The organism is Cupriavidus sp. KK10 (assembly GCF_018223725.1).
Lineage (GTDB): Bacteria > Pseudomonadota > Gammaproteobacteria > Burkholderiales > Burkholderiaceae > Cupriavidus > Cupriavidus necator.
On the sequence record NZ_CP073677.1, the window covers coordinates 5,897,041 to 5,921,048 of the forward strand.

Here is a 24,008-nt window from a genome sequence, read left to right on the forward strand (position 1 = left end):
CAGCCAGCGCGGTTGCCTCATCCAGGAAGAATAGTTCCGTGTAGCGGCCTGGCTGCATGAGGGGCTGACGGTTACGCCCTTTATATGACAGTAGGCACGTTACCCAAGCCTTGCGTTGCCACTGCCGAACGATAATGCCATTGGCGTCGTGAAGTGCGCCTCGATTGCCCAACCATCCCGCAGAGGCACATATGGACTGAATTTCACCGGTCGGTGAGACACCATTCGGCAATGGCATATGACCCCCTAATGTCTCAAATGTATCTTAGCGGCGAAGCATCACCGGAAGCCCTTGCTAAACGTACAGTTGCCTGCCGCCGCACCTCGCTCAGTCAGAGCCACTTTATTGAGCCCCACTTGATACCGGCATTCGGCTATCGCCGTGGCGGATTCCTCTCGGTCGACACCCTGCCTTTGCCGGGGCGGCACGCACCCCGTTAGTGCAGCAGTACCGCAAACCTACGGAGTCTTGCCTCCCCTCGAGTGTGGCGAGATTGCCAAATTCCGAGTATCCCCCATTTGCAGTAGTAGTGGAGTAGCCGGTATATCCGACGAGACAGGGGGGCCCTACATCGGTCAGACCAAGCATGATTCTTTCGGCCCGTCGAGGCTCACCCTTCAGCTGTCTTGGTCGATAGCGTGTCCCGCATTGGTCCTCGACCTCTTTTGTTCCGCTAGCACCGGCACCCGAGGTAACAAGGGCATCCAACTTTCGGCGGATGCGTCGAGACTTCATCTCGGCTTACCATGGCTCCTGGCTTGAATGCGCACGAGAGGCGACCACGATGGGAAGAATCTTCGTTCCAGCAGGCACTGCGGAGGACTGGGCCCAGTTTCTTGCCGAGCCAGTCAAACATTGGAAAACTGGCTATTCGGCACGAACGCTGGCCCATTGCTGGCAGGACGCCGACGGCTTCCCAGTCGAAATTGCGAGTGCCCTCGAAACTAGCGATACCCTGCGCGGTATGAAAATGCTCCTCGGCATTCCTGAGCACCAAGTCGCGATTCCTGGAGGCAGCACCAAGTCGCAGAACGACGTCTGGGCATTGGGCAAATGCGGGGAGCAACTAGTATCTATTGCGGTGGAAGGTAAGGTCTCCGAGCCGTTCGACCGCACAGTGGCGGAATGGCTGGAACCTGAAACACCCGGGAAGCATATTCGGCTCCAATTCCTCACCAAGACCCTCGGCTTACGCGAAGTACCGTCGTCGATACGGTATCAACTGCTGCACAGGACGGCCTCGGCCATTCTCGAGGCGGAGCGCTTTAACGCCACCCACGCATTGATGCTTGTGCATTCATTCAGCCAGACGCATGAGTGGTTTGAGGACTACCGGGCGTTCGCTGCGTTGTTCGGTATTGATGCCGAACTGAAGCGCGTACATATGGCGAAGCGAGTTGGTGGGGTCACGCTGCACCTCGGCTGGGTCTGCGGTGCCGCCGAATACCTCCGCCGCTAGCGACGGAGCTCAAGCTCGCTCCACAACAGCCATTAGCCAATCAGAGGGCAGGCGACCCACTCCAATGGGTCGCCTGTTGAATCAAGCCCATCTATCCGAAGACCGCTTAGTGGCGCCGCTCTGAATGCCCTCGTTCGCGCTCCGCCTTCGCGACAAGCATCTGCAGATACGGTCTGCCGAATCTCGGCACGCCGACTTGCATCTGCAGCATCGGTTCAAGGTGAACTGTGGCATGGCTGGTCACGCCGACCAATGCGCGGATGGCCTCAAAGAATACCCTGCCCTCAGCTACGCCGCCAGCTTCGACAACTGCTACCGGCGTGTCACACCCGTCGAGTAGCACGGCGAAGTTGCTGCACCCGTCCGTGGTCGGGAACCCACCCGGTACGGTGGCGTTCACTGTATGCCCCCCATAGTTTCCGGGACCCGCGAGCGGGCGTCCCGGAAGGCGCTGAGGATGAGTTCCTCTGGCAGGACAAACGAAACACTCAAGTCATCCACCGAGGCTCCAACGTCATTGCTAGGTATGGCGTCAAACCGCGCGAGCACCGCCAGCACCTCCTTCATTTCCACGAGGGCAGACGATGCGCTCGCGCCTGAGGAATGTTGGAGCATCTCTACGAGCGGCACCACATGGCTCCACGGGCACTCGCCACGGAGCACCAGAGCATTTTCCTGACCCTGTCGACCAAGCGAAACTTGAAGGAATCCGTGCTCCAATGAGCGCAGGAATTTCCCAACCTTTTCGTCGTACAAGGGTAGCAGGAAGCGATGCTGACAGCGCTGTACCTGGTGGGTAATCACGGCGAAGTTACCACCCCTGCTGCCAGTGAAACCTGTGAAGCGAATCGGCGGCGCTTCGCTAAGCTGAGATAGCGCGTCAAACATCCGACTAGACATGTCCCCACAGATGCACCAGCCCGCGTTTGCTAGCAATTCCTGCAGCGGCAGCTTCTCCGCAAGTGCAGCCGTCAGTTCAGTCGGGGCCATGATGCGCGCAGGTGCGACGACCGCGTCGCCGTGTAAAACTGGTTCAAAAAACATAATCTTTTGTCCTATTGAGAACGCCGGTGTGGCGCTTCACGTATAGGAACCTGTAGTTGGCGAGTTGGGGGCTCCCTACTACTTTGAGCGGGCTGTATCTGGAGTATTGTTGCCGACAAGGCTTCATTGTTCAGGAAACTCTTGGTTGTTGCGCTGAAAGGAGAATGGAGATGGGCTGGGAATATACAGTTTTCGAGCGCGAGAAACTCTATGAGGAAATTTGGATGGAGCCAGTCACAAAAATTGCCAAGCGTCACCTGATATCCGATGTGGGGCTTCGCAAAATCTGCCAGTGCCTAGAGATACCACTTCCACCTAGGGGATACTGGGCGAAGCTCGCGGCCGGCAGTAGCGCGACGCGCATTCCGCTCGGGTCTACGAAGGGTCCAGCAACATATCGCCGCCCTCGATATGTCGCACCTTCGGACAACGAGTTCGACGCCAAATATCGTGAAAGGCTCGAAAGAGACTTGCAGCAGCGCCCGTCGACATCGCCGGTGCCAACGAGAACTTCCTTAGAGGATTGCGTACCAATGGCAAAGCGTGTGGCGAAGAGACTTGAGGGTCGAAGCCGTGATGCCCGAGGCTGGCAGGTTTGCGAGGGGCCAGGTCTTATGTCCGTAACTGCGTCAAAGACCAATGCCTTGCGCGCCGTGCTGCTTTTCAATTTACTGCTGGAATCGCTGCACTCCGCTGGCTTCGCCGTTTCCAAAAACGCCAGGGACGGTGGCCCCGCTATAGTCTCGGTACTGGGCTTAGAAGTCTCGTTTAGAGTTCGGGAGCGAAGCAAACGGGAAATCGTGCCACTGACTTCTGAACAGCGAGTGGTCAACGTAAAAAAGGGCTATGACTTCTTCCGGGAAGAGTACCTGTACCACCCAACAAATGAATTCGATATATCGGCAATCGAGCCCCCAGGAACATATGAAGTAGCAAAGATTGGCGACAGCCGAAGGACCCGAGTGGAAGCCAAGGTGGCGGATTTTGTCATTCGCATGCGTGACCTGGCCATTCGCCGACAAGTTAAGGCTGAACTGAATGCCGAGCGCCGCATTCTGGCTGAAGCCAGGGCGGAGGAACTGCGGCGGAAGGCCGAGGTTCGCCGAGTCGCCCTCGAGCGCCTGAAAGAAGTCGAAGAATTGGCGACGCGGCTAGACAGAGCAAATCGCATAAGGAACTTGGCGAACATATTCGAAAGCAAAGGGCTGTCGTCAAAGGACGGCGTCGTCAACGCGCAGTGGCTAAGACGAGCGGCAGACTGGCTAGACCCTGCCCTATGTGGCCGGTGGGACGAGGTGGATGGGCCACCATCCAGCGAATCCTGAGGCCGGGTGTGGAGAACGGCCGCAGAGCGCGATAAGGTGCAGGCCGGTTAGAAATGTGCCATGCGTTGCGACTGGCGAGCACCCGTTCAACTGCGTATGCATGGAACACGATGATGCTGGCTAGGAGGCCGATGATGCCGGTCTGTCGGGACCGGTGGCCACAAAGGACGCCGCCAACCAGGGTCACCAAGACTGCAAGCCCGACGAGTGCTGGTAACCAACTGGCGTCCGCGGCTGACTTGGGCGCGGCCGCTATCGCGAGGTTCGGCGCCTGTATCCGGCCGTCCATTCCCTTGGCGAGCTCGAAGCTGACACGGTCGCTAGGCGGAAGGCCGGGCGCGTTTGCCGCCCAACACCGACTACGTTACAAGAATCGAAAGCCGGCCGTCCAATCTGAAAGGCGGCCATCGCCGGCTGATGCTCAGCCCCAGGTGGAGGCGAGGAGTTTCAAGAAGCTAGAGAGCCTCAATGTCTGCTGCAGCGACCGGCGCATTCAGGCGCTGTAGGTCACGCTCTTCATTATCCGGCGAAAGTACTATCAAGCGCAGATGCTCAGGGTCGTTCTCCTGGAGGATTGTCTTCGTTCTTTCCGAGAGCGCGCGTAACCCTGCTAGCTCCAGCATGAAGCCTGCCACCATGTTGGCGGACTCCCTCAGCTGTCGAACGGTGTCCCGTATATACCGGCGCGTAATCGCATCCTGTGTTACGACCATACCCTCAGCGGACACAGCCCAGTTATGTGTCAGCAGCGCGCCGACCTTGCGCGTATTGTCGTCAAAGCAAAGGGCTGCCACAGTTGCGTAGGTTCGACGCAAGTCTTGCGCCGTGGCTATGAAGCTGAAATCCTTGGACACGGCCTTTAACGCGTCGCCTAATCTGGTCTGGTGCCCAGCACTAGCCCCGTGGTGGGCTGGAAAAACGAAACCACCATCGCGTTCATTACGAAGTGCCAATCGACGCTTCAAGCGCTCGAGGACAAAGTCGCTAAGGGGTAGAACCCCGGTGAACCCCTTCCAGCCAGGCTGGTTAGGCTCCACAAAGTAGAATCCCTCGTCAAAATGTATCTGCTCCCACCGGAGGCCCAAGGCCGCTTGCAGACGCATACCGGTCATGGTAACGAGCCAGACAGCATCCTTTGATGCCTGCCGGACCAACCTCGTGTCAATGGCCTGAATGAATTTTGGCAGATTGACCGTGTCCACATGCCGCTTCTTCGCCGGCAGCCTTGGCAAGGTCCGAAGATAGCGAATATTTGCAATCGGGTTCGACTTCAGCACCTGCAGGGCCACGCCGAGCCCGTAGATTCCGGAAATAATGCTCTGACAGTTTCGCGCCTTGGCGAGGCTACGCCCATGAATTTTGTACAGGAGTTGCTGCCACTGCATCACCTCCGTCTCCGACAGGACCCACTGCGCCGGTGGGGTCTGGAATCCTTCCTTCTCCAGCAAGTTCTTGCACAGATAGTTGTTGAACACCTTTTTGTAGTCGGCGATTGTGCTATCGGCCAATGGTCCGTCTTTCAGCGTCTTCCGATTCCTTAGGTAGTACTGGAAGCCATCCTCAAGGGTATGGAAATGCGTCCGGTCAGCGTCCGCACGCCGCTCAGACTCTGATTTCGTGGAGTCCTGCTTGATGCGCCTTACTTCGGCTTTCGCCTGCTCGTAGTCCAGCGTAGTGCGGCCATCGCCATTGGCTTCCACTGCCTCAAACTTGAGCGTGCCTTCCTTCAAGACACCGGACTTGTCCCGAAAGCGGTAATACCAAACCGCCTTCTTGAGCGGGGACACGCGAAGCTGCAGGGATGTTGGATTTGCATCCGTCTTGCGGCCTGGCTTCTTGAACGCACCAGCAAGGGCTGCCGCCGTCTCGAAATTGACCTTCAGAGTTGCTCGTCGCTCGCCCTTGGTTGTATCTGCCCCTGACATGTGTCCCCTGCGTCCCGTTTCCCACAATTTTCCCACAAATTCTATATCAAGAAAGCCACTTATGTGGGAAAAGTGCTGCATAAGCACATTTAGGGTATAAATTTTCGCCTAATAATCAATTACATAGGCATTGGTAAAATAGACGCAGGGGACTCAAAATCCCCCGCCGCAAGGCGTGTCGGTTCGAGTCCGACCCCGGGCACCAATTCCCTGCATTAACTCCGAAACATTGTCGGGCTCGATAGTCGATATGCCCGCGCCATCAGTATGTAATGCCCTTGAGAGCCGTCACGGAGTGAATGGCCGGAACTAACTCATAGTTCCCGGTTCCCTCGTTGAGGATGAATTCGATCTCGGGCCGAAGCCCCCTGGACCGCGATCGCCGTGTTCATGTCCTCGATGGACACCGGCTTCGCTGGCTTGCGAATCGATCCGGTCCCCCGTTGACAGGCCCAAGCGATTCCTGACGTCCACTTGTCCCTTTGATGTAACCGTTGCAGAAGCCATTTGACCTCCTTTCTTACTTCCCTACTTTAAGGTAAGCGTCCGGCGCAAGCGCATCCTGCCGTATTGGCAGGCCCGGCCTTCATCAGGTGTCATTCGCGCCACTTTCACGCCAAACCTGTCGGACGGCGCCCACTGGCGCGCCCTCGCCCGGCTTCCTATCCTATGGCATTGCCAACCCCCGTTCCCGGAGCAACCCATGAAGCGACTCGCCCTTTCCGCCCTCGCCTGTTCCGCGCTGCTGGCCGGCTGTGCCGGCGCCGATATGGAAAGCCTGACGCAGGCCGGCGGCAGCCTCTTTACCGCCGCCACGCTGTCGGACAGCAACGTCAAGACGCTCTCCGACCAGTCCTGCGCGGAAATGGACCAGAAGAACACCATCGCGCCGGCGGACAGCACCTACGCCAAGCGCCTGGCCAATGTGATGAGCGGGCTGGGCAACACCGGGCTGCCACTCAATGCCAAGGTGTATATGACCAAGGACGTCAATGCCTGGGCCATGGCCAACGGTTGCGTGCGGGTCTACAGCGGCCTGATGGACCTGCTCAGCGACGATGAAGTGCGTGGCGTGGTGGGCCATGAGATCGGCCATGTGTCGCTGGGCCATACCAAGGCCGCGATGCAGGTGGCCTACACCACGGCGGCGGCGCGCGGGCTGCTGGGGTCGACTGGCGTGGCTTCGCTGACGGCGCTGTCGTCGTCGCAGATCGGCGCGCTCGCCGAGCAGTTCGTCAATGCGCAGTTCTCGCAGCGGCAGGAAACCGCGGCCGACGACTATTCGTTCGACCTGCTGACTAGGAACAGCGCCAACCGCCAGGCCCTGGCGTCGGCGTTCCGCAAGATGTCGACCCTCGATGGCGGGCAGTCGAGCATGCTCAGCTCGCACCCGGGATCGCTTGAGCGCGCCAAGCATATCGAAGCCCGCCTGGCCGGCGGGCGCTGACAGCGGCGCATTTGGCCTTGCCGCCGCACCCGTTCGGGTGAGGCGGCACCTCCCACGGCTGGCGCATATTCCCGTGCCGGAGAAGGTCGGCAACCTCGACTTCGGCGGCGCCGAGGGCAATGCGTTGTTCATCGCCGCCAGCACTTCGCTCTACCGCCTGCGGCTCGGTCAGCGCTTGACGTGAGCTTGTCGCGCCGCGCGGCAGCCGTCGTGCCGCGCCAGCGCCCTAGCGCGTTTCAACGAACTCCAGCACCGTCGCCAGCATCCCTCGCAAAGCCGGCTGCAATGCCGCCGCACGCGCCTCGTCGTAGGCGAACGGATACGTCTCGCTCATGTAGGCGACCTGCGACAGCTCGAGCTGCACCGCATGCACGCCGTCCTGCGGCTTGCCGTATTGACGCGTGATATAGCCGCCCTTGAAGCGCCCGTTGAGCACCGCGGTATGGCCGGCCACCGCGCCAGCCTGCTCGAGCAGCTGGTCCGCAAGCGACGCGTCGCAGCTCTCGCCGTTGGCCGTGCCGAGGTTGAAGTCAGGCAGCCTGCCTTCGAAGAAGCGCGGCAGCACCGAGCGGATCGAATGCGCATCCCACAGCGCGACGGTGCCGTGCTCCGCCTTCAGGCGGACCAGTTCCGCGGCCAGCGCCTGGTGGTACGGGCGCCAGATCGCATCGCGGCGCGCGGCGATTTCCGCATCGTCGGGGCCGTTGCCGTCGGCGTACAGCGGCGTCTTGTCGAAGGTGTCGACCGGGCACAGGCCCGTGGTGTCCTGGCCGGGATACAGGTTGGCGTTGTCGGGCGGGCGGTTCAGGTCGACCACATAGCGCGAATGCGTGGCCACCAGCACCGACGCGCCCAGCTCGCGGGCGAAGCTGTAGAGGCGTTCCAGGTGCCAGTCGGTGTCGGGCACGGTGCGCGCTTCGGCCGTCAGGCGCTGCGAGACCGAAGCCGGCAAGTGCGTGCCGACGTGCGGCATCGATACCAGCAACGGGCGCGTGCCGCGATGCAGGGTGAAGGCGGGGGTGTCGGTGGAGAAGGACATTGTCTTTGCGATGCAGTGGGCGTGCGCCCGGTTTCAGTCGGCCAGCAGGCTGGCGCGCGCCGCGATGAACAGGCGCCCCGCATCCGCCTGCAGCGGATGCGCGCCATGCTGCACGCGGCTGCGTCCGGCGGTGCGGACATCCGCTAGTGTCTCATGACCATGGCAGGCAAACACATGCGTCGCCAGCGCCTGCGGCCCATCGAGGCCCGCCAGCGTCGGATGCGCGCCATCCAGCACCACGAAATCGGCCTGTTGCCCCGGCACAAGCCCCGCCACGGCACGGCCGCTGGCACGCGTGCCACCAGCCACGGCTTCGAGATACAGCCGGTCAGCCACCTGCGCATGCGTGTCGGACGCCAGCACGTTGCGCCGCTGCAGGCCGAGCCGCTGGCCATATTCGAACAAGCGCAGCTCCTCGGCCACGCTGACGCTGGCATGGCTGTCGGAGCCGATGCCCCATGCGCCCTGCTGCGCCAGGTAGGGCGCAGCCTCGAACACGCCGTCGCCCAGGTTGGCCTCGGTGGTCGGGCAAATGCCGGCCACCGCGCCGCTGTGCGCCAGGCGCCGGCGCTCGTCCCAGTCCATATGGGTGGCGTGCACCAGGCACCAGCGCGCGTCGACCTGTACATGGTCGAACAGCCACGTCACCGGGCGCGTGCCCGACCACGCGATGCAGTCGTCGACCTCTTTCTGCTGCTCGGCGATATGGATATGGATGGGCGCCTGTGGGTCGATCGCCTGCAGTCCAGCCAGTGCATGCGCGAGGCTTTCCTCAGGCACCGCGCGCAGCGAGTGCGGTGCCAGCCCCAGCCGCGCGCCGGACTGCGCGCACGCGGGGGCCAGCCGTTCCAGCAGCCGCAGCATGGCGTCGGTGTCGTGCAGGAAGCGGCGCTGCTCGGCCAGCGGCGGCTTGCCGCCAAAGCCGGCGGTCTGGTACAGCACCGGCAGCAGCGTCATGCCGATGCCGGTGCGCTGGGCCGCGCGCAGCAGCCGCAGCGACATCTCGGCGGCATCGGCATAGGGCGTGCCGCCCGCATCGTGATGGACGTAGTGGAACTCGCACACGCTGGTGTAGCCCGCACGCAGCATCTCGATATAAAGCTGGGTGGCGATGGCCTCCAGCGTGTCGGGCGAGAGCCGCTGCGCGAAGCGGTACATCAGCGTGCGCCAGCTCCAGAACGAATCGGCACCAGCCGGATCGTCGCCCTGCGGGCGGCTGCGGAATTCCGTCAGGCCGGCGAAGCCGCGCTGGAACGCATGCGAGTGCAGGTTGGGCATGCCGGGCAGCACGGGGCCGGCCGCCTGCGGCACGCCGCCTGCGGCCGGCTGTACGCCGGTCTGCACGGTGGTGAAGCGGCCCTGCTCATCCCAGGCCAGCAGCACATCGCGCGCCCAGCCCGTTGGCAGCAGCGCAAACGGAGCGAAGAGTTGCGAGCTACTCATGCCAAGGCTCCTTCATGCGCATACACACGCCCTTGCCGCACCACCGTCGCCACCGGGTTGCGGCCGAACCAGTACGCCAGCTCGGCGGGCGAATCGATGCGCCACAGCGCGAAGTCGGCCACGCGCCCCGCTTCCAGCCGCCCGTGACGATCCGATGCACCCAGCGCACGCGCGGCGTGCACGGTCACGCCGGCAAGCGCTTCCGGCACGGTCAGGCGGAACAGGGTGCAGGCCATATTCATCATCAGCAGCAGCGAAGTGACCGGCGACGTACCCGGATTGTGATCGGTCGAGATTGCCATCGGCACGCCATACTGGCGCAGCAGCGCGATCGGCGGCAGGTTGGTGTCACGCAGGAAATAGTAGGCGCCGGGCAGCAGCACCGCCACCGTGCCGGCCTCTGCCATGGCCGCGACGCCGGCCTCGTCGAGATGCTCGAGGTGATCGGCGGACAAGGCGCGGTGGCGAGCGGCGAGCGCGGCGCCGCCGAGGTTGCTCAGTTGCTCGGCATGCAGCTTGACGCGCAGGCCATGGCGCGCCGCCGCCTCGAACACGCGCTCGGTCTGTGCAATCGAAAAACCGATTGATTCGCAGAAGGCATCGACGGTGTCGACCAGCCCTTCCCCGGCCAGTGCCGGTAGCATGATGTTGCAGACCAGGTCGATATAGTCGTCGGCACGGCCCGCGTATTCCGGCGGCAACGCGTGCGCGCCCAGGAAGGTCGTGTAGACCGAAATCCCGAAGTGCTCGCCAAGCCGGCGCGCCACGCGCAGCTGCTTGCGCTCGGCTTCAAGGTTCAGCCCGTAGCCCGACTTGATCTCGATGGCGGTGACGCCCTCGGCCAGCAGCGGCTGCAGGCGCGCGGCGGCCTGGGCAAACAGCGCGTCTTCATCCGCGGCACGCGTGGCGCGCACGGTCGAGACGATGCCGCCGCCGGCGCGCGCAATCTCTTCGTAGCCGGCGCCGGCCAGCCGCATCGCGAACTCGTCTGCGCGCTGGCCGCCGTAGACCAGGTGCGTATGGCAGTCGACCAGCCCGGGCGTGATCCATGCCCCATGGGAATCATGGCGCGCCGCGCCGCGATAGGCATCCGGCAGGTCCGCGGCGGCGCCCAGCCAGGCGATGCGCCCATGCTCCACCACCAGCGCGGCGTCGCGGATCGCATTCGCCGGATAGGCATCGGGCAGCAGGTGGCAGTTGTGCCAGACGCCGTCCGCGCTGGGCGCGGACAAGGTTGAGGATCGAGAGGTCAGCGTCATTGACCGGGCTCCGTCTCAAGGGTGACGCACAGGCACAGGGCCGCGTCACCCACAGGTTCAAACGATGGCGTGGATGAGGGTTCGGCAGCGCCGTACAGCGCCCCTTCTCCCGCTTGCAGCAGCAGGCCGGCATCCTGCGCCTGCCATGCGCCGCTGACGGCCAGCAGGCAGACGGCATGGCCGCCGGTGCCAGGCGCAAACCCCTGCCGGAACACCTCGATGCGCGCACGGCAGTGGCCGCGCCGCGTCATCACGTTGAAGTCGCGCGTGATGCCGTCGATCAGCGTCGCCTGCAGGCTGGTATCGCCGGAGAAGGCGAACGGCTCGCCGATATGTTCAAGGCGGTGGCTGAAGCTGGCGTCGTCCGCACGCAGCGTGACGCCGGCGCCCTCCAGCAACACGATCTGGCGATCAATGCCGGGAAACGCCGAGAACGGCCCGTCCTGCCCGACATCGGCCAGGCTCAGCCGCCACACGAAGTCATCCATGCCGGCGCCGGCCGGCCACACCGCGATCTCGCGCGTGTTGCCGCCGCCGTTCTTCCAGCGCGTGGGCGCGATGTCGGCCAGCGCGAACCGTTGAAATAGCGTCAGGCTCATGCGCCCTTCACCATCGGCAGGTTCAGGCCCTTCTCGTGCGCGCATTCGATGGCAATCTCATAGCCCGCGTCAGCATGGCGCATCACGCCGGTCGCCGGGTCGTTCCACAGCACGCGCTCGATGCGCCTGGCCGCGGCATCGGTGCCGTCGCACACGATCACCACGCCCGAATGCTGCGAGAAGCCCATGCCGACGCCGCCGCCGTGGTGCAGGCTGACCCAGGTCGCGCCGCCCGCGGTGTTCAGCAGCGCGTTGAGCAGCGGCCAGTCCGACACCGCATCCGAGCCGTCGCGCATGGCCTCGGTCTCGCGGTTGGGCGAGGCCACCGAGCCGCAATCCAGGTGATCGCGCCCGATCACCACCGGCGCCTTCAGCTCGCCCGACTTGACCATCTCGTTGAAGGCCAGGCCGGCGCGGTGGCGTTCATCCAGACCCACCCAGCAGATGCGCGCCGGCAGGCCCTGGAAGGCGATGCGGTCGTGCGCCATGTCGAGCCAGCGGTGCAGGTGCTTGTCCTCGGGGAACAGCTCCTTCATCTTGGCATCGGTCTTGTAGATATCCTCCGGATCGCCCGACAGCGCGACCCAGCGGAACGGGCCCTTGCCGCGGCAGAACAGCGGGCGGATATAGGCCGGCACAAAGCCGGGGAAATCAAAGGCGTTCTTCACACCCTCGTCGAACGCGACCTGGCGGATATTGTTGCCGTAGTCGACCGTCGGCACGCCCATCTTCTGGAAGTCGAGCATGGCCTGCACGTGCTTCACGATGGACGGACGCGCGGCGGCTTCCACCGACTTGGGATCCTGCGTGCGCGCCGCTTCCCATTGGTCGACGGTCCAACCGGCCGGCAGGTAGCCGTTGACCAGGTCGTGCGCCGAGGTCTGGTCGGTGACGATGTCCGGGCGCATGCCGCCGGCCTGAGCGCGCTTGACCAGTTCCGGCAGGATCTCGGCGGCGTTGCCGAGCAGGCCGACCGAGATCGCCTGCTTGTTCTGCGTGGCCTCGGCGATCATCGCCAGCGCCTCGTCGAGCGTGGTGGCCTTCTTGTCGACATAGCGCGTGCGCAGGCGGAAATCGATGCGCGACTCCTGGCACTCGATCGCCAGCACGCAGGCGCCGGCCAGCACGCCCGCCAGCGGCTGCGCGCCGCCCATGCCGCCCAGGCCCGCGGTCAGGATCCACTTGCCCGACAGGTCGCCGTTGTAGTGCTGGCGGCCGGCCTCGACAAAGGTCTCGTAGGTGCCCTGCACGATGCCCTGCGTGCCAATGTAGATCCAAGAGCCCGCCGTCATCTGGCCGTACATCATCAGGCCGGCGCGGTCCAGTTCGTTGAACTTGTCCCAGTTGGCCCAGTGCGGCACCAGGTTGGAGTTGGCGATCAGCACGCGCGGCGCATCGGCATGGGTGCGGAACACCCCCACCGGCTTGCCCGACTGCACCAGCAGCGACTCGTCCTCACCCAGGCGGCGCAGGCTGTCCAGGATGGCGTCGAAGCACTCCCAGTTGCGCGCCGCCTTGCCAATGCCGCCGTAGACCACCAGGTCCTGCGGGCGCTCGGCCACGTCCGGGTCGAGGTTGTTCTGGATCATGCGGTAGGCGGCTTCGATCAGCCAGTTCTTGCAGTGCAGCTGGCTGCCGCGCGGCGCGCGGATTTCGCGCTGGCCGCGCTGGATGAATTGGTTTTCGTTGGCGTTCATGTCTTGTTCTCCTGCTGCGGGTCTGGTCTGGCAGTGTCGGCGCGGGGCGCGTTACGACAGGTTGGTCGGCAGGATCGTGCGCACGGCGTCGGGCCAGCCCGCGCCGGCATCGCCCTGCACCACCCATTGCTTCATCGCTTCGATATCCGGCGCCAGGTAGCGATCTTCTTCGACAAAGGCCACGCGCGCACGGATGCGGGCCAGTTCCTGCTCCACCAGCGGCGACGACTTCAGCGGGCGGTGGAACTCGATGCCCTGCGCCGCGGCCATGGCCTCGATGCCGACCACCACCGCGGTGTTGGCGGCCATCTCGCCCAGGCGGCGCGCACCGTAGGTGGCCATCGACACATGGTCTTCCTGGTTGGCCGAGGTCGGCAGGCTGTCGACGCTGGACGGATGCGCCAGCGCCTTGTTCTCGGAGGCCAGCGCGGCCGCGGTCACCTGCGCGATCATGAAGCCCGAGTTCAGGCCGCCGTCGCGCACCAGGAACGGCGGCAGGCCCGACAGCCCGGTGTCGAGCAGCAGCGCGAGCCGGCGTTCGGAAATCGCGCCGATCTCGGCAATCGCCAGCGCGATGATGTCGGCGGCAAAGGCCACCGGCTCGGCGTGGAAGTTGCCGCCCGAGACCACGTCGCCCTGCGCGGAGAACACCAGCGGGTTGTCCGAGGCGGCATTGGACTCGATCTGCAGGATGCGCGCGGCGTGCTGCAGGTTGTCCAGGCACGCGCCCATCACCTGCGGCTGGCAGCGGATCGAGTACGGGTCCTGCACGCGGCCGCAGGCCTTGTGCGAATCGACGATCTCGCTGCCGTCCAGCATCGCGCGCACGGCGCCGGCCACGGCGATCTGGCCGGCCTGGCCGCGCGCCTCATGGATGCGGGCGTCGAAGGGCTTGACCGAGCCCTTGATCGCTTCCAGCGACAGCGCGCCCGCCACCAGGCCGGCGGCAAAGGCATCTTCGGCGGCGAACAGGCCGGCCAGCGCCAGCGCGGTCGACACCTGGGTGCCGTTGAGCAGCGCCAGGCCTTCCTTGGGGCCCAGTTCGAAGGCCTGCAGGCCGGCGTGCGCGAGGCCCTCGGCAGCGGGCACGCGCTTGCCGTCGACCAGCACGTCGCCCACGCCGATCAGCGTGCACGACATATGCGCCAGCGGCGCCAGGTCGCCCGAGGCGCCCACCGACCCCTTGGCCGGGATGCACGGCGTCACGCCGCGGTTGGCCAGCGCCAACAGCGCCTCGATCAGTTCCGGGCGCACGCCCGAATGGCCGCGCGCCAGGCTCACGGCCTTGATCGCCAGGATCAGGCGCACCGTGTCTTCGGCCAGGTCGGGGCCGGTGCCGACACTGTGCGACAGCACCAGGTTGCGCTGCAGCTGGGCCAGCTTGTCGTGCGGGATGCGGCTTTGCGCCAGCTTGCCAAAGCCGGTGTTGATGCCGTAGACCACGGCGTCGGCGTCGATGATGTCCTGCACCGTGGCCTGCGCGGCGCGCACGCCGGCCCAGGCCGATTCGGCCATGGCCAGGCGCACTTCGCCGCGGTAGATGCGGCGCAGGTCGGCCAGGGTGACTTGACCCGGCTGCAGGGTCAGCAGCGGGCGGGAAGCTTGGTCGTCGTGTTGGCTGGCGCTCATTTGTATGCTCCTGTCTATACAGCTTAGAGTAAAAGTTGAACCGTGGGCCGGATCCTGTGGATTCAGCCGAAAGCGGGGTTGCCCTCGGCGCGGAAGCGGCTGCCGAGGCGATAGCGGTTGCCCGGATGCAGGCAGCGCACGAAGGTCACCGGCACGCCGTTGGTCCAGGTGCGGCGCGTCAGCATCAGGCAAGGTTGCGTGGCCGGCATTTCCAGCTGCGCGGCCTGCTCCGGCGTGGCGGCAATGGCATCGACCACGTGCTCTACCTGATCGTAGGGCACATGGCGCAGCAGGTATTCGCCGGGCTGGGTCTCGCTGAAATCCTGGCTGATGAAGTCCGGCGCCACGCGCGGGTTGACGTAGCGGTCCTCCAGCTGCACCGGCACGCCGTCCTCGCGATGCACGCAGACCGAGTGGAACACCGATTCGCCGGTGCGCAGCTCCAGCGCGGCGGCCACCTCGATCGAGGCCGACACGCGCTCCACCAGGATCACGTCGCAGGCATAGTCATGCCCGCGCATGCGGATCTCGTCCTGCAGGTTGACCACGGACAGCAGCGTCGACTGCGGCTTGTGCTCCGCCACGAAGGTGCCCACGCCGGCCACCCGCACCACCCGGCCCTGCTCCTGCAGCTCGCGCAGCGCCCGGTTGACGGTCATGCGCGAGACGCCGAAGCGGTTCACCAGTTCCTGCTCCGACGGCACCCGGTCGCCCGGCTGCCACGCGCCGCTCTGGATCTGGCGGGCGATGTACTCCTTCACCTGCTGGTAGAGCGCGGTGGGAGAGGCAGAAGCGGAGGATGCGGTGCCGACGGCGTGGTTCATGGCGTTGGTTGGATGCCTAGTGCTCGGCCGAGGCCATGGCCTCGGCGCGAATCTCCTCGGTCAGCCGCGCCTTGAGCGCGGAGAACTCCGGAGTGGTCTTGACGGTGTAATGGCGCGGATGCGGGAAATCCACCGCGATCTCGCTCTTGATCCGACCCGGCCTGGCAGAAAACACCGCCACCCGGTTGGCCATGAAAATGGCCTCGTCGATATCGTGGGTCACGAATAATACCGTCTTGCGCGACGCCTCCCATATACCCAGCAGCAACTCCTGCATCAGCACGCGGGTCTGGTTGTCGAGCGCACCGAAGGGCTCGTCGAGCAGCAGGATCTTGGGATCGTTGGCCAGCGCGCGCGCAATCGCAGTGCGCTGCTGCATGCCGCCCGACAGCTGCTTGGGGTAATGGTGCTCGAAGCCGCGCAGCCCCACCCGCTGGATAAAGAAGTCGCTGCGCTCCTTCTGCTCGGCGGCGCTCATGCCGCGCTCACGCAAGCCGAAACGCACGTTCTGCTCGATCGTCAGCCACGGGAACAGCGTGTACGACTGGAACACCATGCCGCGGTCCGCGCCGGGGGCGGACACTGGCTGGCCGTCCAGCAGCACGCGGCCGCTGGTGGGCGTATCCAGCCCTGCGACGATGCGCAGCAGCGTGGACTTGCCGCAGCCCGACGGCCCGAGGATGGTGACGAAGTCATTGTCGCGGACCTCGAAGTCGACCGGCTGCAGCGCCAGGGTCTGGCCGCCGCGCGGGTTGGAGAAGGTGCGCGAGACCTGCTGGATGGACAGTGCGCTCATTGGATCGAACTCCACGGGAACAGGCGCTGGTTGGCGCGCTTGAAGACAAGGTCCGAGACCAGGCCGATGCAGCCGATCACGATGATGCCGAAGATGATCTGCCCGGTGTTGAGCAACGCCTGGCTGTCGGTGATCATGTGGCCGATGCCCGACGACGAGCCGATCAGCTCGGCCACGATCACGTAGGTCCAGGCCCAGCCCAGCACCAGCCGCAGGATCTCCGCGATCTCCGGCGCGGCGCCGGGAATCAGCACGCGCCGCACGATGCCGGCGCTGTTGGAGCCCAGCGTGTAGGCCGCCTCCACCAGGTCCTTGCGCGCGCCGCCGACGGCCACCGCCACCATCAGCACGATCTGGAAGAACGAGCCGATGAAGATCACCAGCAGCTTCTGCGTCTCGCCGATGCCGGCCCACAGGATCAGCAGCGGGATAAAGGCCGACGCGGGCAGGTAGCGGCAGAACGACACAAAGGGCTCGAAGAAGGCCTCGGCCGCCTTGTAGGCGCCCATGAAAATGCCCAGCGGCACCGCCAGCACCGCAGCCAGCACGAAGCCGCCGACCACGCGCCACACGGTCATGCCGATGTCGCCGATGAAGTTGTACTCCGTAAACAGCAGCACGCCTTCCCTGGCCATCGTCATCGGATCGGCCAGGAACGTGCGCGGCACGAAGCCGCCCAGCGTCACCACGGCCCAGATGCCGAAGAACAGCACAAAGAAGGACAGGCCCAGCATCCAGCGCGTGTTGGGTGCCACCGGCACCAGCGGGGCCAGCCACGGGTGGCGCCGGCGCACCGGCGCCGCCGCTGCGGCAGGGGCCGCCGCGGCAGCGGCCGGGGCGGGTGTTCCAAGTCTGGCTTGCGTCATGACGTCACGCCTCCTGAAGACTGTCGGTTACTTGAGGAAACGCGCGTCATACAGCGCCGTCACGTCCGGCACCTGGCGGATCACGCCGATATCCAGCAGCACCCCTGCCGCTTCCTTGCTGAAGCTGGCGAGCTCGCCGGCAAAGAACTTGCGGTTGGCCTCGCGGTCCTGCCAGCGCAGGTAGGCGGAGGACTTGGCGAACTGCTCGCCGGTCTGCTTGACCGCCGCGCCCATGATGTCGTTGGCCTTGGCCGGCTCCTTCTGGATCATCTCCAGCGCCTCGAAGTAGCTGTCGACCAGCGCCTGCGCGGCCTTGGGATTCTCTTTAAGCCACTTCGGCGCGCAGCCCAGCGTATCGGTCACCATCGGGTAGTCGAGCGTGGTCGCCAGGATCTTGCCCTTGTCCGGGTTCTGGCGCACCGTCGACAGGTACGGCTCATAGGTCATGGCGCCGTCATTCTGGCCGGCCACGAAGGCCTGCGCGGCCGCCTGCGGCGACAGCGTGGTGGTCTTGACGTCCTTGAGCGTCATGCCGTTCTTCTTCAGCATCCAGGCCAGGCCGAAATACGGCGCGGTGCCCGGCGCATCGACGCCAATGGTCTTGCCCTTCAGGTCGGCGAAGCCCTTGACGTCACTACGCACGGCCAGGCCGTCGGCGCCGTAGGACTTGTCGAGCTGCACGATCTGGGTGATAGGCACGCCGTTGGCGTTCCAGGCCACATGCGTTTCCACCGTGGTGGCCGCGCACTGGATCGCACCCGAGGCCAGCGCCAGGTGGCGGTCCTTCTGTGGGATCATCTTGATGTCGACGTCCACGCCGTGCTTCTTGAAGATTCCGGCCTTGTCGGCCAGCGTCAGCGGCGCGAAACCGGTCCAGCCGCTCATGCCCAGCGTGACCTGGGTGTTCTGCGCCTGGGCCGCACCAGCCCCCAATGCCGCAACCAGCACCACGGCCTGCACTGCCATCCGACCGCGAATCCTGCTGTGATTCCTCATCTGTACGCTCCTTTGGTGTGTCCGTCGACGCCAGGCCATGCGTGCGGCCGCGCTCGTTTTCGGACATTAAACAGTACCTGTATATACAAGTCAACGTAGGGCTTCCACCAAGCAACTAGGCGGATAAGCACCTTGAAAGGCGCTTTCCGGCGGGGATTTCTCAACAGGCCTCGCACCGGTCCGGTTCATGGATTGTGGTGCTGGCACTTGGCCGGGGCGGCGGAAGTGTTGTTGTATAGACAGGAGTAAAACGACGCACAGGGGCAGCAAGCCCCGTGCCAGCGTACTGGAGCGCGCCGGCCAGGCGGTCAGGCGTCGAAGAAGGAAGTGACGGTCGGATAACGCAGCCGCAGGCGCAGTTCGCGTTTCAGGCGGCGGTTGTCGAGGCGGCGCGATTCGCTCATGAAGCTCAGCAGCGTCTTGTCGATCACTTCACGCGCCTCGCCACGCGTGATCCGCGGCGGGCGCGGCAGACCGCGACGGTCGGCGACCAGGTCGAAGTAGTCGGCCATGCGCAGCTCGGTGTCGTCGCTGGCATGGACCACGCGCTGCGCGCGGCCGCGGAACAGCGCCGCGACCATGGTGCGCGCCAGGTCGTCGGCGTGGATATGGCTCGTGTAGACATCGTCCTGCGGCACCAGCGCGGGCGTGCCGCGGTGCAGGCGCGCCAGCGGCAGGCGGTCTTCGGCATAAATGCCGGGGATGCGCACGATGCTGGCACGCCAGCCGGCATCGCGGCCGAAGCCGCGCACTGCCTGCTCGGCGGCCACGCGGCGGCGCGCGCGGGCGGTCTGGGGCCGAACGGCGTGGAATTCCGAGACCCGGGCCCCCTGCCGGTCGCCATACACACCCGACGTGCTGGCGTAGACAAACGCAGCGCGGGGCCTGCCCCGGTCGGGTAGAATGGCGGGCTCGCCGGGAAGCATGCCGGCCGACGTCCTGGCCTTGCGCCAGGCCGCCCGGCGCAAGGCGGCGAGCAAGGCACGCGTGCGCGGATCGCCTTCGCCCTGCCCGGGCGGCGGCGCCAGGTCCAGCACCTGCGTGGCCAGCCCGTGCAGCCGTGCCAGCGTGGCCGGCCGGTCCAGGTCCGCCACCAGCGGCACCGCGCCGGCGGCACGCAGTTCAGCGCGGCGCGCCGGCTGTGAAGTCACGGCAAAGACACGCATGCGCGACGACAGGATTCGCAGGCAGCGCGTCCCCACATCCCCGCAGCCGACGATCAACAGGCGCGGGCGGCCCAGCCGGCGCGAAGGTGCCGGCAGCCGCGGAGCTTGTGGGAGGCGCGAGGGCTGCAGCTTCGACAGAATTTGGCTCATAGACCGATTATGGCTTATCAAGTAACCGTCATGCCCAGCGGCCACAAGTTTGAAGTGGCAGCGGACGAAACCATCCTCGGCGCAGCCCTGCGCCACAGCATCGGACTGCCCTATGGCTGCAAGAACGGCGCCTGCGGCTCATGCAAGGGCCGCGTGCTCGAAGGCACCATCGTGCAGGGCGACCACGCCCCGGCGGCACTGACCGCGCAGGAGAAGACCGAGGGCCGCGCCCTGTTCTGCTGCGCCAACGCCGCCTCGGACGTCACCATCGAGTGCCGCGAAGTCCACGGCGCGGGCGACATCCCGATCAAGAAGGTGCCGTGCCGCGTGACCGCGATCGAGCGCTTGGCCGACGACGTGATCGCCATCAAGCTGCAGCTGCCGGCGACCGAGCGCATGCAGTACCTGGCCGGCCAGTACGTGGAATTCCTGCTGCGCGACGGCAAGCGCCGCAGCTATTCGATCGCCACGCCGCCGCATGAAGACGGCCCGATCGAGCTGCATATCCGCCATATGCCGGGCGGCGCCTTCACCGACTACGTGTTCGGCGCTAAGGAAGGCCAGCCGGTCATGAAGGAGCGCGACATCCTGCGCTTCGAGGGCCCGCTGGGCAGCTTCTTCCTGCGCGAGGAATCCGAGGCCCCGATCATCCTGCTGGCTTCCGGCACCGGCTTCGCGCCGATCAAGGCCATCGTCGAGCACGCTGCCTACACCGGCATCGAGCGCCCGATGACCCTGTACTGGGGCGGCCGCCGGCCCAAGGACCTGTACATGCACGCGCTGTGCGAGCAGTGGGCGCGCGAGCTGCCCAACTTCCAGTACGTGCCGGTGGTCTCCGACGCGCTGCCTGACGACAACTGGCAAGGCCGCACCGGCTTTGTCCACCAGGCCGTGATCGCCGACCATCCCGACCTGTCGGGCCACGAGGTCTATGCCTGCGGCGCCCCGGTGATGATCAATGCCGCGCGCGGCGACTTCACCCGCCAGTGCAAGCTGCACGAGGACGCGTTCTTCGCCGACTCGTTCACTTCCGAGGCCGACATGCACCCGGCCGGCTCGGCCCCGGCGGCCTGAGGCGCAAGCCGCCGCCAGCCGTTCCGTCAGCGCAACAATGCCCGGGCCTGCCAAAATTCGTTTTGACACCCGGGCGCATGCGCCTTATATTTGCCCGCATGCACATGACCTTCAACCGACGCCGCAGCTTCCGTACGTCGCTCCCCACTGGGGTGCCGCGCGGCTGACCGTCGACTGCGTCTGTTCATGTCAACGAGCCACGGGCAACCCCCGTGGCTTTTTGTTTTTATCCCGGTTGTTACGCCCGTCCGTCCATCGTTTAAAGCCGACCCCTGGAGTCCGCCATGGCATTTGCTGAGTATCCCGTCCAATCCCTGATGTACATCACCAACCGGCCCGAGCTCGTGTTCACCGAGGGCAAGGGCTCCTGGCTGACGGATCACAACGGCAAGCGATACCTGGACTTCGTGCAGGGCTGGGCAGTGAACTGCCTGGGCCATTCCAACCAGGGCATGATCGACGCGCTGGTGGCCCAGTCGCACCGGCTGATCAACCCGAGCCCGGCCTTCTACAACGAGCCGATGCTCAAGCTGGCCCGGCAGCTGACCGACCACAGCTGCTTCGACAAGGTCTTCTTCGCCAACAGCGGCGCCGAGGCCAACGAAGGCGCGATCAAGCTGGCGCGCAAATGGGGCCGCAAGCACAAGGACGGCGCCTTCGAGATCATCACCATGGACCACAGCTTCCATGGCCGCACGCTCGCCACCATGAGCGCGTCGGGCAAGGCCGGCTGGGACACCATCTTCGCGCCACAGGTGTCGGGCTTCCCCAAGGCCGACCTCAACGACCTGGCTTCGGTGGAGAAGCTGATCACCGACAAGACCGTCGGCATCATGCTCGAGCCGGTGCAGGGCGAAGGCGGCGTGCTCCCCGCCACGCGCGAGTTCATGCAGGGCCTGCGCGCACTGGCCGACAAGCACAGGCTGCTGCTGATCGTCGATGAAGTGCAGACCGGGTGCGGGCGCTGCGGCACCCTGTTCGCCTACGAGCTGGCGGGCGTGGAGCCGGACATCATGACGCTGGGCAAGGGCATCGGCGGCGGCGTGCCGCTGTCGGCGCTGCTGTGCAAGGCCGAGGCCGCCAGCTTCGAGGCCGGCGACCAGGGCGGCACCTACAACGGCAACCCGCTGATGACCGCGGTGGGTAGCGCCGTGATCGAGCAGCTGACCGCGCCGGGCTTCCTCGACGACGTCAAGGCCAAGGGCGAATACCTGCGGGAACAGCTGCTGGCGCTGTCGGCCGAGTTTGGCCTGGGCGGCGAACGCGGCGACGGCCTGCTGCGCGCGCTGATGCTGGGCAAGGACATCGGCCCGCAACTGGTGGAAGAAGCCCGCGACATGGCGCCGCAAGGCCTGCTGCTGAACGCGCCGCGCGCCAACCTGCTGCGCTTCATGCCGGCGCTGAACGTGACGCGTGAAGAGATCGACCAGATGACCGGCATGCTGCGCACGCTGCTGAAGAAGCTGGCCTGACAAAAAAGCCTCGCGGGGGCGAGGCGTGAGGGCTACTGTTGAGCACTGCGTGCCGATGCGTCGATGACGCTCGCAGCAGGCTCCCCTCTCCCGCTTGCGGGAGAGGGGTGGGGGTGAGGGCAGGCGTTTGCCAGCGCTACGGGCTTATAAAAACCGTTGGCCCTGCTTGATGTGGTTCCTGGCTAGACCACCCCTCACTCCAACCCTCTCCCCATGAGGGGAGAGGGAGAACACCTTGCTTAGGCGGGTTCGAATGGCTTTGGAGCACCCAAAACCGTTAGCCCCTTACTCGCCCAAGTAAGCCGCCCGCACCTTCGGATCGTCCAGCATCTCCTTGGCGTCCCCGCTCATGGTGATCAGGCCCGACTCCATCACGTAGCCGCGGTGCGCAGCCTGCAGCGCCAGGCGCGCGTTCTGCTCCACCAGCAGCACGGTCACGCCCTGCGCCGAGATGTCGCGCACGACCTCGAAGATCTTCTCGACCATGATCGGCGACAGGCCCATCGACGGCTCGTCCAGCAGCAGCAGCTTCGGCTGGCTCATCAGCGCGCGCGCCATTGCCAGCATCTGCTGCTCACCGCCGGACATGGTGCCGGCCAGCTGGTTGGCACGCTCCTTCAGGCGCGGGAAGATGCCGAACATGCGGTCGATGTCAGCCTTGATGCCGGCCTCGTCGTTGCGCGTGTAGGCGCCCATCTGCAGGTTCTCGGTGATGGTCATGCGGGCGAACACGCCCCGCCCTTCCGGCACCATCGCCATGCCATGCTTTAGCAGCGCATAGCTGGGTACGCCCTTGATGGACTTGCCCATGTACTCGACATCGCCGCCGCCCCAGCCCTGCAGGCCGGTGATGGCCTTCATGGTGGTGGTCTTGCCGGCGCCGTTGGCGCCGATCAGCGTGACCAGCTCGCCATCCTTGATGTCGAGGTCGATGCCCTTGACTGCCTGGATGCCGCCATACGCGACCTTCAGGCCCGAGATCTTCAATACTATGTCATTCATTTGCGGCTCCCCCGTCAGTGGGCCGAAGTGCCGAGGTAGGCCTCGATCACCGCCGGGTTGTTCTGGACGTCATGCGGCAGGCCCTGCGCGATGACCTTGCCGTAGTCGAGCACGGTCATGCGATTGCAAAGGCCCATCACCAGTTTTACGTCGTGCTCGATCAGCAGGATGGTCTTGCCATCGGAGCGGATCTTGTCGAGCAGGCCGCGCAGCTCAACCTTCTCGGTGGCGTTCATGCCGGCCGCGGGCTCGTCCAGCGCCAGCAGCTTGGGCTCGGTGGCCAGCGCGCGGGCAATCTCGAGCCGGCGCTGGTGGCCATAGGAGAGGTTGCGCGAGGTGAAGTTGGCGTACTTGCCGATGCCGACATATTCGAGCAGGTCGTGCGCCATGTCCTCGATGGCCTCTTCCTCGCGCCGCACCGAGGGCGGGCGAAACACCGCGCCCAGCAGATTGGCCTTGGTGCGCACGTGGCGCCCCACCATCACGTTCTCCAGCGCGGTCATGTCGCCGAACAGGCGGATGTTCTGAAAGGTGCGGGCGATGCCGGCCTTGGCCACTTCATGCACCGCGGTGGGCTGGTAAGGCTTGCTGTCCAGCACGAACTCGCCAGAGTCCGGTGTGTACAGGCCCGTGATCACATTGAAGAAGGTGGTCTTGCCCGCGCCATTCGGCCCGATCAGGCCGTAGATCTCGCCCTGCTTGATCTGCAGGCCCACTTCCGACAGGGCCTGCAGCCCGCCGAAACGCTTGTTGACCCCCTGTACCGACAGGAGGAAGTTGTCATTACTCATTATT

At 65.0% G+C, this 24,008-nt stretch carries 20 protein-coding genes; 5 read left to right on the top strand and 15 right to left on the bottom strand.

The window, feature by feature from the left end:
• The first annotated feature begins 785 nt into the window (after positions 1 to 785).
• Positions 786 to 1,460, top strand: a complete 675-nt coding sequence (locus KB879_RS27445; RefSeq protein ID WP_211980235.1) for a hypothetical protein — start codon at positions 786 to 788, stop codon at positions 1,458 to 1,460.
• Between the two features lie 396 nt (positions 1,461 to 1,856).
• Here the strand turns inward: KB879_RS27445 and KB879_RS27450 are convergent, their stop codons facing one another.
• Positions 1,857 to 2,504, bottom strand: coding sequence for a hypothetical protein (locus KB879_RS27450; protein ID WP_211980236.1), 648 nt, complete (start codon positions 2,502 to 2,504; stop codon positions 1,857 to 1,859).
• Between the two features lie 614 nt (positions 2,505 to 3,118).
• Here KB879_RS27450 and KB879_RS27455 point away from each other — a divergent pair.
• Positions 3,119 to 3,829: a hypothetical protein gene (locus tag KB879_RS27455; protein ID WP_211980237.1), complete on the top strand. Its 711-nt coding sequence runs from the start codon at positions 3,119 to 3,121 to the stop codon at positions 3,827 to 3,829.
• Between the two features lie 455 nt (positions 3,830 to 4,284).
• Here KB879_RS27455 and KB879_RS27460 read toward each other — a convergent pair whose 3' ends face one another.
• A complete protein-coding gene (locus KB879_RS27460) occupies positions 4,285 to 5,754 on the bottom strand; it encodes a site-specific integrase (RefSeq protein ID WP_211980238.1) in 1,470 nt (489 codons plus the stop codon).
• A gap of 703 nt (positions 5,755 to 6,457) precedes the next feature.
• Here KB879_RS27460 and KB879_RS27465 point away from each other — a divergent pair.
• The gene (locus KB879_RS27465) at positions 6,458 to 7,201 is read left to right on the top strand and encodes a M48 family metallopeptidase (RefSeq protein WP_211980239.1); all 744 of its coding nucleotides are present in this window, start codon (positions 6,458 to 6,460) and stop codon (positions 7,199 to 7,201) included.
• 226 nt (positions 7,202 to 7,427) lie between these two features.
• Here the strand turns inward: KB879_RS27465 and hutG are convergent, their stop codons facing one another.
• The 11 genes from hutG to KB879_RS27525 all read right to left on the bottom strand — a co-directional run bounded on the left by hutG (position 7,428) and on the right by KB879_RS27525 (position 19,665).
• On the bottom strand, positions 7,428 to 8,240 hold the full coding sequence (gene hutG, locus KB879_RS27475; protein ID WP_211980240.1) for an N-formylglutamate deformylase: 813 nt from the start codon (positions 8,238 to 8,240) through the stop codon (positions 7,428 to 7,430).
• A gap of 33 nt (positions 8,241 to 8,273) precedes the next feature.
• On the bottom strand, positions 8,274 to 9,683 hold the full coding sequence (locus tag KB879_RS27480; RefSeq protein ID WP_211980241.1) for a formimidoylglutamate deiminase: 1,410 nt from the start codon (positions 9,681 to 9,683) through the stop codon (positions 8,274 to 8,276).
• Entirely contained in the window at positions 9,680 to 10,942 is a 1,263-nt protein-coding gene (gene hutI / locus KB879_RS27485) for an imidazolonepropionase (protein ID WP_211980242.1), read from the bottom strand. Before hutI ends, KB879_RS27480 begins: the two co-directional genes overlap by 4 nt.
• Positions 10,939 to 11,541, bottom strand: coding sequence for a HutD family protein (locus tag KB879_RS27490; protein WP_211980243.1), 603 nt, complete (start codon positions 11,539 to 11,541; stop codon positions 10,939 to 10,941). Before KB879_RS27490 ends, hutI begins: the two co-directional genes overlap by 4 nt.
• The gene (gene hutU / locus KB879_RS27495; protein ID WP_013957853.1) at positions 11,538 to 13,238 is read right to left on the bottom strand and encodes a urocanate hydratase; all 1,701 of its coding nucleotides are present in this window, start codon (positions 13,236 to 13,238) and stop codon (positions 11,538 to 11,540) included. Before hutU ends, KB879_RS27490 begins: the two co-directional genes overlap by 4 nt.
• Before the next feature lie 51 nt (positions 13,239 to 13,289).
• Entirely contained in the window at positions 13,290 to 14,867 is a 1,578-nt protein-coding gene (gene hutH, locus KB879_RS27500; RefSeq protein ID WP_211980244.1) for a histidine ammonia-lyase, read from the bottom strand.
• A 62-nt stretch (positions 14,868 to 14,929) separates the two neighbouring features.
• Positions 14,930 to 15,691, bottom strand: a complete 762-nt coding sequence (gene hutC / locus KB879_RS27505) for a histidine utilization repressor (RefSeq protein ID WP_211980245.1) — start codon at positions 15,689 to 15,691, stop codon at positions 14,930 to 14,932.
• A 16-nt stretch (positions 15,692 to 15,707) separates the two neighbouring features.
• Positions 15,708 to 16,487, bottom strand: a complete 780-nt coding sequence (locus KB879_RS27510) for an ABC transporter ATP-binding protein (RefSeq protein WP_114132825.1) — start codon at positions 16,485 to 16,487, stop codon at positions 15,708 to 15,710.
• The gene (locus tag KB879_RS27515) at positions 16,484 to 17,353 is read right to left on the bottom strand and encodes an ABC transporter permease (protein ID WP_013957857.1); all 870 of its coding nucleotides are present in this window, start codon (positions 17,351 to 17,353) and stop codon (positions 16,484 to 16,486) included. Before KB879_RS27515 ends, KB879_RS27510 begins: the two co-directional genes overlap by 4 nt.
• A 27-nt stretch (positions 17,354 to 17,380) precedes the next feature.
• Positions 17,381 to 18,349 carry an ABC transporter substrate-binding protein gene (locus tag KB879_RS27520; protein WP_211980246.1) on the bottom strand — a complete coding sequence of 323 codons (969 nt, stop codon included), beginning with the start codon at positions 18,347 to 18,349 and terminating at the stop codon, positions 17,381 to 17,383.
• Positions 18,350 to 18,657: 308 nt separating this feature from the next.
• On the bottom strand, positions 18,658 to 19,665 hold the full coding sequence (locus tag KB879_RS27525; RefSeq protein ID WP_013957859.1) for an NAD-dependent epimerase/dehydratase family protein: 1,008 nt from the start codon (positions 19,663 to 19,665) through the stop codon (positions 18,658 to 18,660).
• A gap of 9 nt (positions 19,666 to 19,674) precedes the next feature.
• On the opposite strand from KB879_RS27525, the gene KB879_RS27530 reads away from it, so the two are divergent.
• Complete coding sequence (locus KB879_RS27530) at positions 19,675 to 20,739, top strand: CDP-6-deoxy-delta-3,4-glucoseen reductase (protein ID WP_211980247.1); 1,065 nt, start codon at positions 19,675 to 19,677, stop codon at positions 20,737 to 20,739.
• Between the two features lie 284 nt (positions 20,740 to 21,023).
• Positions 21,024 to 22,211 carry an acetylornithine transaminase gene (locus tag KB879_RS27535; RefSeq protein ID WP_013957861.1) on the top strand — a complete coding sequence of 396 codons (1,188 nt, stop codon included), beginning with the start codon at positions 21,024 to 21,026 and terminating at the stop codon, positions 22,209 to 22,211.
• A 285-nt stretch (positions 22,212 to 22,496) separates the two neighbouring features.
• Here KB879_RS27535 and KB879_RS27540 read toward each other — a convergent pair whose 3' ends face one another.
• A complete protein-coding gene (locus KB879_RS27540) occupies positions 22,497 to 23,213 on the bottom strand; it encodes an ABC transporter ATP-binding protein (protein ID WP_013957862.1) in 717 nt (238 codons plus the stop codon).
• A 14-nt stretch (positions 23,214 to 23,227) separates the two neighbouring features.
• A complete protein-coding gene (locus KB879_RS27545) occupies positions 23,228 to 24,004 on the bottom strand; it encodes an ABC transporter ATP-binding protein (RefSeq protein WP_013957863.1) in 777 nt (258 codons plus the stop codon).
• Positions 24,005 to 24,008: the final 4 nt, after the last annotated feature.

Bases quoted from the DNA above. Each gene is read 5' to 3' on its own strand.
- hutI (WP_211980242.1), bottom strand. From the start codon at position 10,942: ATGACGCTGACCTCTCGATCCTCAACCTTGTCCGCGCCCAGCGCGGAC.
- hutG (WP_211980240.1), bottom strand. From the start codon at position 8,240: ATGTCCTTCTCCACCGACACCCCCGCCTTCACCCTGCATCGCGGCACG.
- KB879_RS27525 (WP_013957859.1), bottom strand. From the start codon at position 19,665: ATGAGCCAAATTCTGTCGAAGCTGCAGCCCTCGCGCCTCCCACAAGCT.
- KB879_RS27465 (WP_211980239.1), top strand. From the start codon at position 6,458: ATGAAGCGACTCGCCCTTTCCGCCCTCGCCTGTTCCGCGCTGCTGGCC.
- KB879_RS27455 (WP_211980237.1), top strand. From the start codon at position 3,119: ATGTCCGTAACTGCGTCAAAGACCAATGCCTTGCGCGCCGTGCTGCTT.
- KB879_RS27480 (WP_211980241.1), bottom strand. From the start codon at position 9,683: ATGAGTAGCTCGCAACTCTTCGCTCCGTTTGCGCTGCTGCCAACGGGC.
- KB879_RS27530 (WP_211980247.1), top strand. From the start codon at position 19,675: ATGGCTTATCAAGTAACCGTCATGCCCAGCGGCCACAAGTTTGAAGTG.
- hutH (WP_211980244.1), bottom strand. From the start codon at position 14,867: ATGAGCGCCAGCCAACACGACGACCAAGCTTCCCGCCCGCTGCTGACC.
- KB879_RS27515 (WP_013957857.1), bottom strand. From the start codon at position 17,353: ATGACGCAAGCCAGACTTGGAACACCCGCCCCGGCCGCTGCCGCGGCG.
- KB879_RS27510 (WP_114132825.1), bottom strand. From the start codon at position 16,487: ATGAGCGCACTGTCCATCCAGCAGGTCTCGCGCACCTTCTCCAACCCG.
- KB879_RS27535 (WP_013957861.1), top strand. From the start codon at position 21,024: ATGGCATTTGCTGAGTATCCCGTCCAATCCCTGATGTACATCACCAAC.
- KB879_RS27445 (WP_211980235.1), top strand. From the start codon at position 786: ATGGGAAGAATCTTCGTTCCAGCAGGCACTGCGGAGGACTGGGCCCAG.
- KB879_RS27540 (WP_013957862.1), bottom strand. From the start codon at position 23,213: ATGAATGACATAGTATTGAAGATCTCGGGCCTGAAGGTCGCGTATGGC.
- KB879_RS27450 (WP_211980236.1), bottom strand. From the start codon at position 2,504: ATGTTTTTTGAACCAGTTTTACACGGCGACGCGGTCGTCGCACCTGCG.
- KB879_RS27545 (WP_013957863.1), bottom strand. From the start codon at position 24,004: ATGAGTAATGACAACTTCCTCCTGTCGGTACAGGGGGTCAACAAGCGT.
- KB879_RS27490 (WP_211980243.1), bottom strand. From the start codon at position 11,541: ATGAGCCTGACGCTATTTCAACGGTTCGCGCTGGCCGACATCGCGCCC.
- hutC (WP_211980245.1), bottom strand. From the start codon at position 15,691: ATGAACCACGCCGTCGGCACCGCATCCTCCGCTTCTGCCTCTCCCACC.
- KB879_RS27520 (WP_211980246.1), bottom strand. From the start codon at position 18,349: ATGAGGAATCACAGCAGGATTCGCGGTCGGATGGCAGTGCAGGCCGTG.
- KB879_RS27460 (WP_211980238.1), bottom strand. From the start codon at position 5,754: ATGTCAGGGGCAGATACAACCAAGGGCGAGCGACGAGCAACTCTGAAG.
- hutU (WP_013957853.1), bottom strand. From the start codon at position 13,238: ATGAACGCCAACGAAAACCAATTCATCCAGCGCGGCCAGCGCGAAATC.